This is a genomic window from Marihabitans asiaticum (assembly GCF_007828725.1).
Classification (GTDB): domain Bacteria; phylum Actinomycetota; class Actinomycetes; order Actinomycetales; family Dermatophilaceae; genus Marihabitans; species Marihabitans asiaticum.
Genome location: NZ_VIUW01000003.1, coordinates 577,307 through 592,236, shown reverse-complemented (window position 1 = coordinate 592,236; position 14,930 = coordinate 577,307). Strand labels below are relative to the sequence as shown.

Sequence of the window (14,930 nt, the reverse complement as noted above, 5' to 3'; positions counted from 1 at the left end):
CGCAAGGAGTGAGAGACATGACGACAGCCAAGCCCGCACCCATCGCCGCCCTCGAGGAGGTCGGGGTCTCGGTGTGGCTCGACGACCTCTCCCGTGAGCGGCTGGACAGCGGCAACCTCCAGGAGCTCATCGACACCAAGGGGATCGTCGGGGTGACGACGAACCCGTCGATCTTCCAGGCCGCCCTGGCCGACGGCGAGGCCTACACCGATCAGCTCACCGAGCTCGCTGCCGCAGGCACCGACGTCGACGAGGCGGTCTTCGCCCTGACGACCGACGATGTCCGCGAGGCCTGCGACCTCTTCCGCCCGGTCTACGAGGCGACCGACGGGGTCGACGGCCGGGTGTCCATCGAGGTCGACCCGCGGCTGGCGCGCGACACCGAGCAGACCGTCGAGGTCGCGGCCCGCCTGGCGCAGACGGTCGACCGGCCCCAGGTCTACATCAAGATCCCCGCGACCGAGCAGGGCCTCCCGGCGATCACGGAGACCCTCGCGGCAGGGATCAGCGTCAACGTCACCCTGATCTTCAGCCTCGAGCGCTACCGCGCGGTGATGAATGCCTTCATCGACGGCCTGGAGAAGGCGCACGCGGCGGGCCGGGACCTGAGCACCATCCACTCGGTCGCGTCCTTCTTCGTCTCCCGCGTCGACAGCGAGGTCGACGAGCGGCTGGAGCAGATCGGGACCGATGCCGCCCTCGCCCTGCGGGGCAAGGCCGGCATCGCCAACGCGCGCCTGGCCTACCAGGCCTACGAGGAGGTCTTCGCCACCCCGCGCTGGCAGCGCCTCGAGGACGAAGGGGGACGCCGGCAGCGCCCGCTGTGGGCCTCGACCGGAGTGAAGAACCCGGACTACCCCGACACGATGTACGTCACCGACCTCGCGGCGCCGAACACGGTGAACACCATGCCCGAGAAGACCCTCGACGCCGTGCTCGACCACGCGGAGGTCGCCGGCGACCAGGTCAGCGGCCGCTACGACGAGGCTCAGCAGGTCCTCGACCAGCTCGCCGACCTCGGGATCAGCTACACCAAGGTCACCGACCAGCTCGAGGCCGAGGGCGTCGAGAAGTTCGAGGCGTCCTGGGCCGAGCTGCTCTCGGGCGTGCAGGAGGAGCTGGACAAGGCAGGCCGGCGATGAGCGCGCTCTCGGTCAGCGCCTCCGGCGCCGCGGCCGACGCGATCGGGGCGGCCGTTCCCGCCCTGGTCGAGGAGCGCTTCGCGAGCCGGCTCTTCGAGCAGGACGCGACCCTGTGGGGGCCGGAGGCGGAGTCCGAGGCCAGCAAGCGGCTCTCCTGGGTCGGCCTCGCCCGCAGCTCCCGTCCGCTCCTCGGTGAGATCCGGGCGATGCGCGACGAGCTCCGCGAGCAGGGGGTGGACCGGGTGGTGCTGTGCGGCATGGGCGGCAGCTCCCTGGCGCCCGAGGTCATCTGCGCCACCGCGGGTGCCCCCCTCGTCGTGCTCGACTCCAGCCACCCCGATGTCGTCCGGGCGGCCTTGGTCGAGCTCGAGCGCACGGTCGTCGTCGTCTCGAGCAAGTCCGGGTCGACCGTCGAGACCGACAGCCAGCGTCGCTGCTTCGAGCAGGCCTTCACCGATGCCGACATCGACCCCGCGCAGCGGATCGTCGTCGTGACCGACCCCGGCAGCCCCCTCGAGGAGGAGGCACGCGGCAAGGGCTACCGGGTGGTGACCGCGGACCCCCAGGTCGGCGGACGCTACTCGGCGCTCACCGCCTTCGGGCTCGTCCCCTCCGGCCTGGCCGGCGCCGACATCGAAGAGCTGCTCGACGACGCCGAGTCCGTCACCGACCTGCTCGACGCCGACGACGAGGCCAACCCAGGCCTGCGGCTCGGCGCCGCGATGGCCGGCACCTCCCCCCTTCGCGACAAGCTCTACCTCGTCGACCACGGGACCCAGGTCGTCGGCTTCGGCGACTGGGCCGAGCAGCTCGTCGCCGAGTCCACGGGCAAGGAGGGCACCGGGCTCCTGCCCGTCGTCCTCGGCAGCCCTGGCGAGCGGTCCCTCCCCCAGGACGCGACCCTCGTCCGGCTGACCGCGCAGGGCGAGGAGTCGCCACCGCCGCCGGACGCGGCCTCGACCGTCGACGTCGCGGGCAGCCTCGGCGCCCAGCTCCTCCTGTGGGAGGTGGCCACCGCGGTCGCCGGCCGGCTGCTCGGGATCAACCCCTTCGACCAGCCCGACGTCGAGTCGGCGAAGGCGGCCGCGCGCGAGCTGATGGAGACCTCCGGCGGGGACCGCCCCGCGCCCGATGCGGTCGACGGCGCGGTCGAGATCCGCGGCCTGGGTGGTGACTGGCTGGGCGGCGCCGAGACCGTCGGCGACGCGGTCGACGCGCTCCTGGGCCGACTCACGCCGAGCGGGTATGTCGCGGTCATGGCCTACCTCAGCAGCGAGGTGCACCCCGAGCTCGAGGAGCTCGCCGACCAGCTCGGCGAGCGCAGCGGCCGACCCGCCACCTTCGGCTGGGGGCCGCGGTTCCTCCACTCGACCGGCCAGTACCACAAGGGTGGCCCGCAGAACGGGGTCTTCGTCCAGATCACCGACGAGCCGGACCACGACCTCGCCGTGCCGGGTCAGGACTTCACCCTCGGCGAATTCATCAGCGCCCAGGCCGGCGGCGACGCGCAGGTCCTCCTCGACCACGGCCGCCCGGTCCTCTCGCTGCACCTCACCGACAGCAGCGGCGCCGCGCAGGTCGCCGCCGCACTGCGCGAGACCCGCGGATGAGCCCGGCGCGGATCAGCGCGACGCGCAACCCCCTTCGCGATCCCCGCGACAAGCGGCTGCCGAGGATCGCCGGACCGTGCAGCCTGGTGCTCTTCGGGGTGACCGGCGACCTCGCGCGCAAGAAGCTCCTCCCGGCCATCTACGACCTCGCCAACCGTGGCCTGCTGCCGCCCGGCTTCAGCCTCGTTGGCTTCGCCCGCCGGGACTGGCAGGACCAAGACTTCGGCAAGGTGGTCTACGACGCCGTCCGGGAGCACGCCCGCACCCCCTTCCGCGAGGAGGTGTGGCAGGCGCTGGCCGAGGGCTTCCGCTTCGTACCGGGCGTCTTCGACGACGACGCGGCTTTCGACCTGCTCGCCGAGACGGTGCGCACGCTCGACGCCGAGCGCGGAACCGGCGGCAACCATGCCTTCTACCTCTCGATCCCGCCGGCGTTCTTCGCCACGGTGTGCGAGCAGCTGCAGCGCAGCGGGCTCACCGAGGGAGAGGGTGAGAGCTGGCGCCGGGTCGTCATCGAGAAGCCGTTCGGCCACGACCTGGAGAGCGCCCAGGAGCTGAACGCCATCGTCGAGTCGGTCTTCCCGGCCGACTCGATCTTCCGCATCGACCACTACCTCGGCAAGGAGACGGTGCAGAACCTCCTGGCGTTGCGCTTCGCCAACCAGCTCTTCGAGCCGGTGTGGAACAGCCACTACGTCGACCACGTGCAGATCACGATGGCCGAGGACATCGGGATCGGCGGCCGGGCCGGCTACTACGACGAGGTCGGCGCGGCGCGCGACGTCATCCAGAACCACCTGCTCCAGCTGCTCGCCCTCACCGCGATGGAGGAGCCGACGAGCTTCACCGCCGAGTCCCTGCGCGCCGAGAAGGAGAAGGTCCTCGCCGCGGTCCGTCTGCCCGACGACCTCGGCCGGCACACCGCCCGGGGGCAGTACGCGAAGGGGTGGCAGGGCGGGGAGCAGGTCGTCGGCTACCGCGACGAGGACGGGGTGGCGCCGGGCTCGACGACCGAGACCTACGCCGCGATGCGCCTGGACATCGACACCCGTCGGTGGGCCGGGGTGCCGTTCTACCTGCGCACCGGCAAACGGCTGGGCAAGCGGGTGACCGAGATCGCCGTCGTCTTCAAGCGGGCGCCGCACCTGCCCTTCGGCGACACCGAGACCGAGGAGCTGGGTCAGAACGCCGTGGTCATCCGGGTCCAGCCCGACGAAGGGATCACGATGCGCTTCGGGGCGAAGGTCCCCGGCAACCAGATGGAGGTCCGTGACGTCACGATGGACTTCGGCTACGGCCGGTCCTTCACCGAGGTCAGTCCCGAGGCCTACGAGCGGCTCATCCTTGACGTGCTGCTCGGCGACCCGCCGCTCTTCCCGCGCCACGAGGAGGTCGAGCTGTCCTGGAAGATCCTCGACCCGGTCGAGCGCTACTGGGCTCGGGCCGAGTCGATCGACACCTACCCGGCCGGTACCTGGGGCCCGGACAGCGCGGAGACGATGATGGAACGTGACGGACGAGAGTGGAGGATGCCGTGATCGTCGACCTGCCGAGCACCTCGACCCGAGAGGTGAGCAAGAAGCTCGTCGCGGTCCGTCAGGACGTCGGCGCGATGGCGCTCAGCCGGGTCCTGACCCTCGTCGTGCTCGTCGAGGAGTCAGGCCTGGAGGAGGCGCTGCGGACGGCCTCCGCGGCGAGCCACCAGCACCCGTGCCGGATCGTCGCGGTCGCGCTCGGCGGCAAGCGCGGCTCGGCGCGTCTGGACGCCCAGATCCGGGTCGGTGGTGACGCCGGCGCGAGCGAGATCGTCGTGCTGCGGCTCTTCGGGCCGCTCGTCGAGCATGCCCGCAGCGTGGTCACCCCACTCCTGCTGCCCGACTCCCCCGTCGTCGCCTGGTGGCCGCTGAAGCCGCCGAAGAACCCTGCTGCCGACCCGGTCGGCGCGATGGCGCAGCGACGGATCACCGACGTGGCGACGACCGGCAGCCACGGCCCCGCGCTGCGGACCCTGGCCAAGCACTACGCCGATGGTGACACCGACCTGGCGTGGGCCAGGGTCACGCACTGGCGGGCGATCCTCGCCAGCGTGCTGGACCGCGCCCCCTTCGAGCAGGTCACCGAGGCGGTCGTCGCGGGCGCCTCGGACTCGCCGTCCGCCGACCTGCTTGCGGGCTGGCTGGCCTTCCGGTTGAAGTGCCCGGTCTCCCTCGTCCGGTCCCGGGAGCGCTCCGGCGTCATCTCGGTGCGCCTCGAGCGGGCCAGCGGACCGATCGACCTCGTCCGTCCCCAAGACGGTGAGACCGCCGTGCTCAGCCAGGCCGGGCAGCCAGACCGCGCCATCGCGCTGCCGCACCGCAGCGACGAGGAGTGCCTGGCCGACGAGCTGAGCCGCCTCGACCCCGACGAGGTCTTCGAGGACGCCCTGACCAAGGGCATCCCGAAGGTGACGGTGCGCCGCATGTCGATGTCCGACGCGGTCGCTCGCGGAGACGCCCCGTCGCCCTCAGAGGGGCGATACACCGCCGCCCGGCTCGCGCGCGAGGCCCGCACCGGTGACGCCGCGGCGATGGTCGAGCGCGCCGCCCCGGAGAAGAAGTCCCGGGACAGCACGGCGGTGAAGAAGGCCGCTCGGCGCAAGCTCGCCGAGACGGAGGACTCGTGAGCAGCCCGGAGCTCGTCATCCGCCCCGACGCCGATGCCGCCGCCCGCGAGGTCGCGGCTCGGCTCCGGCAGGTCATCCCCGCCGGGCGCGCGGCGGGTCGACCCCTGGAGGTCGGCCTGACCGGCGGCTCGATGGGCACCGCCGCGGTCGCCGCCTGGGTCGAGGACCACCAACGTGACCCCTACGACCTGGACGGAGTGGCGATCTGGTGGGGCGACGAGCGCTTCCTGCCGGCCGGCGACCCGGACCGCAACGACACCCAGGCCGACGATGCCGGACTGACCCGTCTCGGCCTCGACCCCGCGACGGTGCACCGTGTCCTCGGGCCGGAGAGCTCACCGGACGTCGAGAGCGCGGCACAGGACTACGCCCACCAGATCCGCGAGCATGGCCGAGGAGGCTTCGAGGTCCTCATGCTCGGCGTCGGCCCCGACGGACATGTCGCCTCGCTCTTCCCCGGGCACCCCGCCCAGCTGACGCAGGACGCGATCACGGTCGGGGTGCACGGGTCACCCAAGCCGCCACCCGAGCGGGTCTCGCTCACCCTGGAGGCGATGGAGCGGGTGGTGCAGGTGTGGTTCGTCGTGGCTGGGGCGGACAAGGCGGAGGCGGTGCGCGACGCTCTCGCCGGCGCCGGCCCGAGCACGTCGACCGCGGCGCAGGTCACGGGCCAGCGCGCCACGGTCTGGTTCCTCGACGAGGCCGCCGCGAGCCTGATCGACCCGGACGGGGCGACCCCGGTCTAGCGGCCAGGCGGCCTAGCGGATGGTGCCGCGGTCGCGCAGCTGCCCGAGTCGCTCCTCGAGCAACGCCGCGCCCTCGGTGTCGCTGCGCCGCTCCTTCACGTAGGCGAGGTGAGTCTTGTAGACCTCGGCCTTCGGAGCCTGGGGCGGGTTCTCCTGGTCCTGCCCGGCCGGCAGACCGCAGCGGGGGCACTCCCACTGGTCGGGGATCTCGACGCCCTCCTCCCGGGCGAAGCTTGGGCGCACCTCGTGTCCGTTGCCGCACCAGTAGGACACCACGACCCGCGCAGCGCTCTCTCCGCGCTCGGCCTCACCGCTCGGTCCGGACCCGACCCGGCTCCCTCGGATAGCGTTGCCCCCGCCCGTGGCCATCGGTGATCGTCCTCAGACGTCGAACCGGTCGACGAGACCGATCCCGACGATGGAGACGAACCACAGCAGCCCGACGACGATGGTGAACCGGGTGAGGTTGCGCTCGGCCACCGAGGACGACCCGAGGGAGGCCGTCATCCCACCGCCGAACATGTCGGAGATGCCGCCGCCCTTGCCCTTGTGCATGAGGATGAGGAGGGTGAGGATCAGCCCGGTGATCACGAGGATCACCTGGAGTCCGATGCGTACTACGTCCACGGGTCGTGCCTTCGTCGTCGGTGCGGGGTTCGACGGCAGGATACCCGCAGGCACCCCGCCGCCCGATCAGGTCGTGAGGTGGTTCTGGTAGCGGCAGATCGCGGCGAACTCCTCGGCGTCCAGCGAGGCGCCGCCGACGAGCGCTCCGTCGACGTCCTCCCCGGCCATGATCGCCGCGACGTTACCCGACTTCACCGAGCCGCCGTAGAGCACGCGCACCCCGTCGGCCAGCTCGGGCGAGGTGATCTCGGCGATCGCCTCCCGGACCGCGGCGCACACCTCCTGTGCGTCCTCGGGGGTGGCGACCTCACCGGTGCCGATCGCCCACACCGGCTCGTAGGCCACGACGACGCTCGCGAGCTGCTCGTCGGTGAGCCCGGCCAGCGATCCCTTGACCTGGGCGACGACGTGCTCGACGTGCTCGCCCGCCTGGCGCACCTCGAGCCCTTCACCGACGCACACGAGCGGGGTGAGCTCGTGCCGGTAGGCGGCCGCCGCCTTGGCGGCCACCACCTCGTCGGACTCGTCGTGGTGCTCGCGGCGCTCGCTGTGCCCCACGACGACGTAGGTGCAGCCGAGCTTGGCGAGGAACGCCCCCGAGATCTCGCCGGTGTAGGCGCCGCTGTCGTGCACCGACACGTCCTGAGCCCCGTAGCGCAGCGCGAGCTGGTCGCCGTCGACGAGGGTCTGGACCGAGCGCAGGTCGGTGAAGGGCGGCAGCACCGCCACCTCTACGGCGCCGAAGTCGTGCTTGGCGTCGCGCAGCGTCCAGTCGAGCTTCTGCACGAGGTGTGCCGCCTGCTGGTGGTCGAGGTTCATCTTCCAGTTGCCCGCCATGAGCGGGGTGCGTGTGCTCATCACTTCTCCTCGTGCTGCTCGAAGATTGTCAGGCCGGGGAGCTCCTTGCCCTCCAGGTACTCCAGCGAAGCGCCGCCACCGGTGCTGATGTGGCCGAAGTCGCTGTCGGCGAAGCCGAGCTGGCGCACCGCGGCGGCGGAGTCCCCGCCACCGACGACGGTGAGGGCACCCCCCTTCGTCGCCTCTGCCAGGGCCTGCGCCACCGCCTTGGTGCCGGCGGCGTACGGCTCCATCTCGAAGGCACCCATCGGGCCGTTCCAGAACACCGTCTTGCAGTCGGTGAGCGCGTCGGCGAACTCCTGGGCGGCGTCCGGTCCGATGTCCAGGCCCATCCGGTCGGCGGGGATGGCGTCGGCCGCGACGACCTCGTGGTCGGCCTCGGCCGAGAACTCGGTCGCGACGACGACATCGCTCGGCAGGACGATCTGGACGCCCTCCTCCTCGGCGCGCTCGAGGTACTGGCGCACGGTGTCGACCTGGTCCTCCTCGAGCAGGCTCGTGCCTACCTCGTGGCCCTGCGCCTTGAGGAAGGTGAAGACCATCCCGCCTCCGATGAGCAGCCGGTCGGCCGTCCCGAGGAGGTTGTCGATCACCCCGAGCTTGTCGGAGACCTTGGCCCCGCCGAGGACGACGGCGTAGGGCCGCTCCGGCTCCTCGGTGAGCCGCTGCAGGACGTCGACCTCTGCCTGGACGAGCCCGCCGAGGGCGGCCGGCAGCCGGCTGGCGATGTCGTACACCGATGCCTGCTTGCGGTGCACCACCCCGAACCCGTCCGAGACGTAGACGTCGGCCAGCTCCGCGAGCTGGTCGGCGAAGGCGGCGCGCTCGCTCTCGTCCTTGCTCGTCTCCCCGGGGTTGAACCGGAGGTTCTCCAGCAGGGCCACCTGGCCGTCCTCGATCCCGTCCACGACCTCGTGGGCGCTCTCGCCGACGGTGTCCTCGGCGAAGGCGACGTCCTGGCCGAGCAGCTCACCGAGGCGACCGGCGACCGGGCGAAGGGAGTAGCGAGGGTCGACCTCGCCCTTGGGCCGGCCGAGGTGGGCGCACACGACGACCCGCGCGCCCGCCTCGGTCAGCCGGGTGATGGTCGGCAGCGAGGCCCGGATCCGCCCGTCATCGGTGATCCGGTCACCGTCGAGCGGGACGTTGAGGTCCGAGCGGAGCAGCACCCGCTGCCCGCGCAGCTCTCCGAGGTCGTCGATCGTGCGCACGTCTGGTCCTTTCGCTGCCGTGACGGATCAGAGGGAGGAGCCGACCAGCTGGGTCAGGTCGACGAGGCGGTTGGAGTAGCCCCACTCGTTGTCGTACCAGGAGACGACCTTGACCTGGTTGCCGATGACCTTGGTCAGGCCGGCGTCGAAGATCGAGCTGGCCGGGTCGGTGACGATGTCGGCCGAGACGATGGGGTCCTCGGTGTACTTCAGGATGCCCTTGAGGTCACCCTCCGCGGCCTTCTTGATCGCCGCGTTGACCTCGTCGACGGTCACCTCACGGCCGGCCTCGAAGGTGAGGTCGGTGGCCGACCCGGTCGGGGTGGGGACGCGCAGCGCGTAGCCGTCGAACTTGCCCTCGAGCTCGGGGATGACCAGCGCCACGGCCTTGGCCGCACCGGTCGAGGTCGGGATGATCGACAGGGCCGCCGCCCGGGCACGGCGCAGGTCCTTGTGCGGGCCGTCGAGCAGGTTCTGGTCCTGGGTGTAGGCGTGGACCGTCGTCATCAGTCCCTTGACGATGCCGAACTCGTCGTTGAGCACCTTGGCCATCGGCGCCAGGCAGTTCGTGGTGCACGAGGCGTTGGAGACGATGTGGTGCTTCTCCGGGTCGTAGTCGGAGTCGTTGACCCCCATGACGAAGGTGGCGTCCTCGTTCTTCGCCGGAGCCGAGATGATGACCTTCTTGGCGCCACCGTCGAGGTGCGCCTTGGCCTTCGTCGCGTCGGTGAAGATCCCGGTGGACTCGATGATGACGTCCGCGCCGGCGTCGCCCCAGGCGATGGCGGCGGGGTCCTTCTCGGCGAAGACCTTGATGGTCTTGTCCCCCACGGTGATCGAGTCCTCGGTGGCGCTGACGTCCTCGTCGAGGACGCCAAGCACCGAGTCGTACTTCAGCAGGTGGGCGATGCTCTTGTTGTCCATGAGGTCGTTGGCGGCGACGATCTCGATGTCGGCGCCGGACGCCTGCACGGCACGGAAGTAGTTGCGGCCGATCCGGCCAAATCCATTGATCCCAACACGAACGGTCACTGCGATGCCTCCAGGTGATCGGTGCGGCCGGGTCACTCGTCGACTCGGGCCGCGGGTGCACCACCTAGCCTATGCCGTCGGTCACCCTCGCCGCAGGCCGGGCCCGGGGGTCACCCGACGGGGGCTCACGGCTCGAGCATGTCCGCGGTGAGCGATGACTCCGTGTCGGGGATGCCCAGCTCGGCGGCGCGCTTGTCCGCCATCGCGAGGAGCCGGCGGATCCGCCCCGCGACGGCGTCCTTGGTCATCGGCGGGTCGGCGAGCCGGCCGAGCTCCTCGAGGCTGGCCTGTTTGTGCTCCACTCGCAGCTCACCGGCCTGACGCAGGTGGTCGGGGATGTCACCCTCGAGGATCTCCAGCGCCCGCTGCACCCGCGCACCGGCGGCGACCGCGGCCCGGGCCGAGCGGCGCAGGTTCGCGTCGTCGAAGTTCGCCAGGCGGTTGGCGGTCGCCCGGACCTCCCGGCGCATCCGGCGCTCCTCCCACGAGAGGACCGCGTCGTGGGCTCCGAGCTGGACGAGCAACGCCCCGATCGCGTCGCCGTCGCGGATCACCACGCGGTCGACCCCGCGCACCTCACGAGCCTTGGCGCTGACCCCGAGACGACGGGCGGCGCCGACGAGGGCGAGCGCGGACTCCGGGCCCGGGCAGGTGACCTCCAGCGCCGAGGACCGACCCGGCTCGGTGAGGCTGCCGTGGGCGAGGAATGCCCCCCGCCAGGCAGCCGCGGCGTCGCACTGGGCTCCCCCGACCACCTTGGGGGGCAGCCCGCGCACGGGGCGTCCCCTGCTGTCGACCAGCCCGGTCTGGCGCGCGAGCGCCTCACCCTCCTGTGCCACCCGCACGACGTAGCGGGTGCCCCGCCGGATGCCACCGGAGGCGAGCACCATGAGCTCGCTGGAGTGCCCGTAGACCTCGGCGAGGTCGGATCGCAGCCGGCGTGCCGCGCTGGCGGTGTCGAGCTCGGCCTCGACGACGATCCGGCCCCCGACGATGTGCAGCCCTCCGGCGAACCGGATGACCGAGGCGATCTCTGCCTTGCGGCAGCAGACCTTGGTCACCTCGTGACGGCTGAGCTCGTCCTTGACCGTGGCGGTCATGGCCATGCGGGGATCCTGCCTGTCGTCCGGCTCACCGGGCGGTCCGGGGCCTGTCGAGGATGTCACGGTACGCCGCGGCGAGCCGCAGCGCATCGTGGTGGCCGGGATGCCCCGGTCGGGCGACCTGGTGGAGCTCGAGCACGGCCCCGATGCGGGCGCAGGCTTCGTGCACGTCGTCGTGGGCGCCCCTGAGGAGGCCTGCGTCGACGAGGACGGTATCCACCTGCAGCTCCGGCGCCATCTCGCGGAGGGTCTCGAGATGCCGCACCACCGAGAACCCCTGGGTCTCCCCCGTGCTCAGCTCGAGGTTGAGGGTGAGGATCTTGTGCGCCTGGGTCTCCACCAGCGCTCGGCGCAGGTCAGGGACGAGGAGGTGGGTCAGGACCGAGGTGAACCACGAGCCCGGCCCGAGCACGACCGCATCAGCGGCCCGTACCGCCTCGACCGCCTCGACCCGCGCCGGCGGCGCCTCGGGAAGCACCGCGATCGACTCCACCGTGCCGGCCGTCGTCGCGATCTGGACCTGCCCGGTGACGATGTCGACCCGCTCCGGGTGCTGCGGGTCGACTCCCCGGACCTGAGCTCTTAGCTCGAGCGGCACCGCGGACATCGGCAGGACCCGGCCGCGCGCCTGGAGCAGGCGCCCCACGAGGTCGAGGCCGGCCACCGGGTCCTCGTTGAGCTGCCACAGCGAGACGATGAGGAGGTTCCCCAGCGCGTGCTGGCCCAGCTGCCCCGCGCCGGGGAAACGGTGCTGCAGCACCTCGCTCCAGGTGTGCCCCCACTCGCTGTCGTCGCACAGCGCGGTCAGCGCCATCCGCAGGTCCCCCGGAGGGAGCACCCCGAACTCCTGGCGCAGCCGGCCGCTCGACCCGCCGTCGTCGGCGACGGTGACCACCGCGGTCACCTGCTCGCTGATGTGGCGCAGGGCGGACAGGGTGGCGGCCAGCCCGTGCCCACCGCCGAGGGCCGCGACCTGCGGGTAGGTGCCTCGAGGCGTGAGCGCGGGAAGGCCGGGTGTGGTCCTCATCTGGTCGCTCCTGCTCATTCCTGGCCGAGGTCGCGGTGGACGATGAAGGTGTCCAGGCCTGGGCCGGAGAGCCGCCGGGCGAGCGCCTCGGCCATCGCCACGCTCCGGTGCTTGCCGCCGGTGCAGCCCACGGCGACCGTGACGTAGCGCCGGTTCTCCCGCAGGTAGCCCGCGGTGACCGGCACGAAGAGCGATACGACGCCGTCCAGGAACTCCTGCGCGCCCTCCTGACGCAGGACGTAGTCGGCGACCGGCACCTCTCGGCCGGTGCGCGAGCGCAGCTCGGGGACCCAGTACGGGTTGGGCAGGAAGCGCATGTCGAAGACGAAGTCGGCGTCGAGCGGCACGCCGTACTTGAAGCCGAAGGACATCACGGCCACCCGCACCCCGGCGTGCTCCTCGGTGGTGAAGATCGGGTGGATCTTGCGCGAGAGCTGGTGCACGTTCAGCCCGGAGGAGTCGATGACCACATCGGCGGTGGAGCGCAGGTCCGCCAGCCGCTCGCGCTCGTCCTGGATCGCGTCGAGGAGGCGTCCGTCGCCCTGCAGGGGGTGAGGCCGGCGCACGGACTCGAAGCGGCGCACCAGCGCCTCGTCGGTGGCCTCGAGGTAGAGCAGGGTGGCCTTCCGGCCCCGAGCCCGGATGCGCTCGACCGCCTCGACGAGGTGGTCGAAGCCGTGCGCCCGGATGTCGACGACCACCCCCACCCGGTCGACGGGGACGCCGCGCTCGAGCGCCTCGTCCTCGGTGACGCCAAGCTCGACGAGCTGTGGGAGCAGCGGCGTCGGCAGGTTGTCGATGACGTACCAGCCGAGGTCCTCCATGACGTTCGCGACGGTCGAGCGACCGGCCCCGCTCATCCCCGTCACGATGTAGACCTCGCCCCGAACCCCTTCGTCATCGCCACCGTGCACCGTGGCCAGCCCCTCTCCTGCGTCGTCATGCGTGGTCATCGAGCACCTCCCCGGTCCGTGGGTCGACCGCCGGCGCGGAACCCTGCGAGCCCAACTCTGCCGCAATGCGACCCGCCAGCCCAGGCCCGATCCCGGGGACCTCGGCCAGCTGCTCGGGCGTGGCCTCCTTGATCCGACGGACGGAGCCGAATCGGGCGAGCAGCGCCTTGCGCCGCGCCGCCCCGAGACCGCTGATGCCGTCGAGCGCCGAGGCGGTCATCGCCTTGCTCCGGCGCTGGCGGTGGAAGGTGATCGCGAAGCGGTGCGCCTCGTCCCTGACCCGCTGCAGCAGGTAGAGGCCCTCGGAGGTGCGGGGCAGGACGACGGGGTACTCCTCGCCGGGCAACCACAGCTCCTCGAGCCGCTTCGCCAGGCCGACCAGGGCGACGTCCTCGATCCCGAGGTCGTCGAGCACGCGCTGCGCGGCGGCCACCTGGGGGGCACCACCGTCGACGACGACGAGGTTCGGCGGGTAGGCGAAGCGGCGCGGCCGCCCGGTCTCCTCGTCGATCCCGGCGGGTGTCCCCCCTTCGCCGCCCGAAGGGGGCACGCCGGCGTGGTCATCCATGGCCACGAGGTGGCGCATCCGGCGGGTGAGGACCTCGTGCATCGCGGCGGTGTCGTCGGTGCGGCCGTCGACGTCGCCCCTGACGACGAACCGGCGGTACTCGGCCTTGCGCGGCAGCCCGTCCTCGAAGACCACCATCGACCCGACCACCTCCTGACCCTGGATGTGGGAGATGTCGAAGCACTCGATCCGCAGCGGCGCGTCCTCGAGCCCGAGGGCCTCCTTGATGTCCTGGAGGGCCTGGCTGCGGGCGGTGAGGTCCCCCGCGCGGGCGACCTTGTGCCGGGCCAGTGCCTGGCTGGCGTTGCGCGCCACCGTCTCCATGAGCGCCCGCTTGTCGCCGCGCCGCGGCACCCGCAGGTCGACCTGGCTGCCGCGCTGCTCGGAGAGCCAGGCGGCCAGCGCGTCGGCGTCGGCGGGCAGCACCGGGACGAGGACCTCGCGCGGCACGTCCTCCTCGCCGTAGACCCGTTGCAGGAGGTGCTGGACGACCTCCTCGAGGGTCTCGGCGTCCTTCTCCGCGACCCACCCGCGCTGGCCTCGGATCCGGCCCCCGCGGACGTGGAAGACCTGGATCGCCACCTCGAGCTCGTCGTCGGCGACGGCGAAGACGTCGGCGTCGGTCCCGTCGGGCAGGACGACCGCCGACTTCTCCAGGGCCTTGGTGAGCGCGCCGATGTCGTCGCGCAGCCGCGCCGCCTGCTCGTAGTCCATCTCCTCTGCAGCGGTGCGCATCCGCTGCTGCAGCCGGCGGACGAACCTGTCGTGGCTGCCGGCCATGAAGTCACACAGCTCCTCGGCGATCGCCTGGTGCTCCTGCGCGCTGACCCGCCCGACGCAGGGGGCGGAGCACTTGTCGATGTACCCGAGGAGGCAGGGCCGACCGACCTGCTCCGCGCGCTTGAAGACGCCGTTGCTGCAGGTGCGCACGGGGAAGACGCGCAGCAGCAGGTCGAGGGTCTCGCGGATCGCCCACGCGTGGGTGTAGGGGCCGAAGTAGCGGTTGCCCTTGCGCTTGGAGCCGCGCATGACCATCGCGCGCGGGTACTCCTCCGCCATCGTCACCGCGAGGTACGGGTAGGACTTGTCGTCGCGGTAGCGGACGTTGAAGCGCGGGTCGAACTCCTTGATCCAGGCGTACTCGAGCTGGAGCGCCTCAACCTCGGTCGCGACGACGGTCCACTCCACGGACGCACCGGTGCGGACCATGGTCGCCGTGCGCGGGTGCAGGCCCCGCGGGTCCTGGAAGTAGGAGGAGAGCCGGGAGCGCAGCGACTTCGCCTTGCCGACGTAGATGACCCGGCCGTGCGCGTCGCGGAACCGGTAGACCCCCGGGTCCACGGGGATGGACCCCGGGGAGGGGCGATAGGTCACCGGGTCAGCCACCCGGC

The 14,930-nt window shown here is 71.8% G+C and carries 14 protein-coding genes; 5 read left to right on the top strand and 9 right to left on the bottom strand.

All coding sequences use genetic code 11. From position 1 onward, the window contains the following. The first annotated feature begins 17 nt into the window (after positions 1-17). From tal to pgl, 5 genes are read left to right on the top strand one after another with little or no spacing between them, the layout of a single operon-like run. On the top strand, positions 18-1,142 hold the full coding sequence (gene tal, locus FB557_RS10875) for a transaldolase (protein ID WP_144857608.1): 1,125 nt from the start codon (positions 18-20) through the stop codon (positions 1,140-1,142). Continuing rightward, positions 1,139-2,752: a glucose-6-phosphate isomerase gene (locus FB557_RS10870; protein WP_144857607.1), complete on the top strand. Its 1,614-nt coding sequence runs from the start codon at positions 1,139-1,141 to the stop codon at positions 2,750-2,752. Before tal ends, FB557_RS10870 begins: the two co-directional genes overlap by 4 nt. Continuing rightward, positions 2,749-4,290, top strand: a complete 1,542-nt coding sequence (zwf, locus tag FB557_RS10865) for a glucose-6-phosphate dehydrogenase (protein ID WP_144857606.1) — start codon at positions 2,749-2,751, stop codon at positions 4,288-4,290. Before FB557_RS10870 ends, zwf begins: the two co-directional genes overlap by 4 nt. Then, entirely contained in the window at positions 4,287-5,414 is a 1,128-nt protein-coding gene (locus FB557_RS10860) for a glucose-6-phosphate dehydrogenase assembly protein OpcA (protein WP_144857605.1), read from the top strand. The genes zwf and FB557_RS10860 overlap by 4 nt, the downstream gene beginning before the upstream one ends. Then, positions 5,411-6,160 (top strand): 6-phosphogluconolactonase, encoded by a 750-nt coding sequence (gene pgl, locus FB557_RS10855; protein ID WP_144857604.1) that lies wholly within the window; start codon positions 5,411-5,413, stop codon positions 6,158-6,160. The genes FB557_RS10860 and pgl overlap by 4 nt, the downstream gene beginning before the upstream one ends. Before the next feature lie 12 nt (positions 6,161-6,172). Here pgl and FB557_RS10850 read toward each other — a convergent pair whose 3' ends face one another. From FB557_RS10850 to uvrC, 9 genes are all read right to left on the bottom strand, one after another. Beyond that, the gene (locus tag FB557_RS10850) at positions 6,173-6,529 is read right to left on the bottom strand and encodes an RNA polymerase-binding protein RbpA (protein WP_144857603.1); all 357 of its coding nucleotides are present in this window, start codon (positions 6,527-6,529) and stop codon (positions 6,173-6,175) included. Between the two features lie 12 nt (positions 6,530-6,541). Next, positions 6,542-6,787, bottom strand: coding sequence for a preprotein translocase subunit SecG (gene secG, locus FB557_RS10845; protein WP_144857602.1), 246 nt, complete (start codon positions 6,785-6,787; stop codon positions 6,542-6,544). Between the two features lie 66 nt (positions 6,788-6,853). Then, positions 6,854-7,645 (bottom strand): triose-phosphate isomerase, encoded by a 792-nt coding sequence (gene tpiA, locus FB557_RS10840; protein ID WP_144857601.1) that lies wholly within the window; start codon positions 7,643-7,645, stop codon positions 6,854-6,856. After that, positions 7,645-8,856: a phosphoglycerate kinase gene (locus FB557_RS10835; RefSeq protein ID WP_144857600.1), complete on the bottom strand. Its 1,212-nt coding sequence runs from the start codon at positions 8,854-8,856 to the stop codon at positions 7,645-7,647. The genes tpiA and FB557_RS10835 overlap by 1 nt, the downstream gene beginning before the upstream one ends. Positions 8,857-8,883: 27 nt before the next feature. Further along, a complete protein-coding gene (gene gap / locus FB557_RS10830) occupies positions 8,884-9,888 on the bottom strand; it encodes a type I glyceraldehyde-3-phosphate dehydrogenase (RefSeq protein ID WP_144857599.1) in 1,005 nt (334 codons plus the stop codon). A 125-nt stretch (positions 9,889-10,013) separates the two neighbouring features. Next, positions 10,014-10,994 carry a DNA-binding protein WhiA gene (gene whiA / locus FB557_RS10825; protein ID WP_144857598.1) on the bottom strand — a complete coding sequence of 327 codons (981 nt, stop codon included), beginning with the start codon at positions 10,992-10,994 and terminating at the stop codon, positions 10,014-10,016. 25 nt (positions 10,995-11,019) lie between these two features. After that, entirely contained in the window at positions 11,020-12,018 is a 999-nt protein-coding gene (locus tag FB557_RS10820) for a gluconeogenesis factor YvcK family protein (protein WP_211356537.1), read from the bottom strand. A gap of 14 nt (positions 12,019-12,032) precedes the next feature. Next, positions 12,033-12,971: an RNase adapter RapZ gene (rapZ, locus tag FB557_RS10815; RefSeq protein WP_144857596.1), complete on the bottom strand. Its 939-nt coding sequence runs from the start codon at positions 12,969-12,971 to the stop codon at positions 12,033-12,035. After that, positions 12,958-14,925 (bottom strand): excinuclease ABC subunit UvrC, encoded by a 1,968-nt coding sequence (gene uvrC, locus FB557_RS10810; protein ID WP_144857595.1) that lies wholly within the window; start codon positions 14,923-14,925, stop codon positions 12,958-12,960. Before uvrC ends, rapZ begins: the two co-directional genes overlap by 14 nt. Positions 14,926-14,930: the final 5 nt, after the last annotated feature.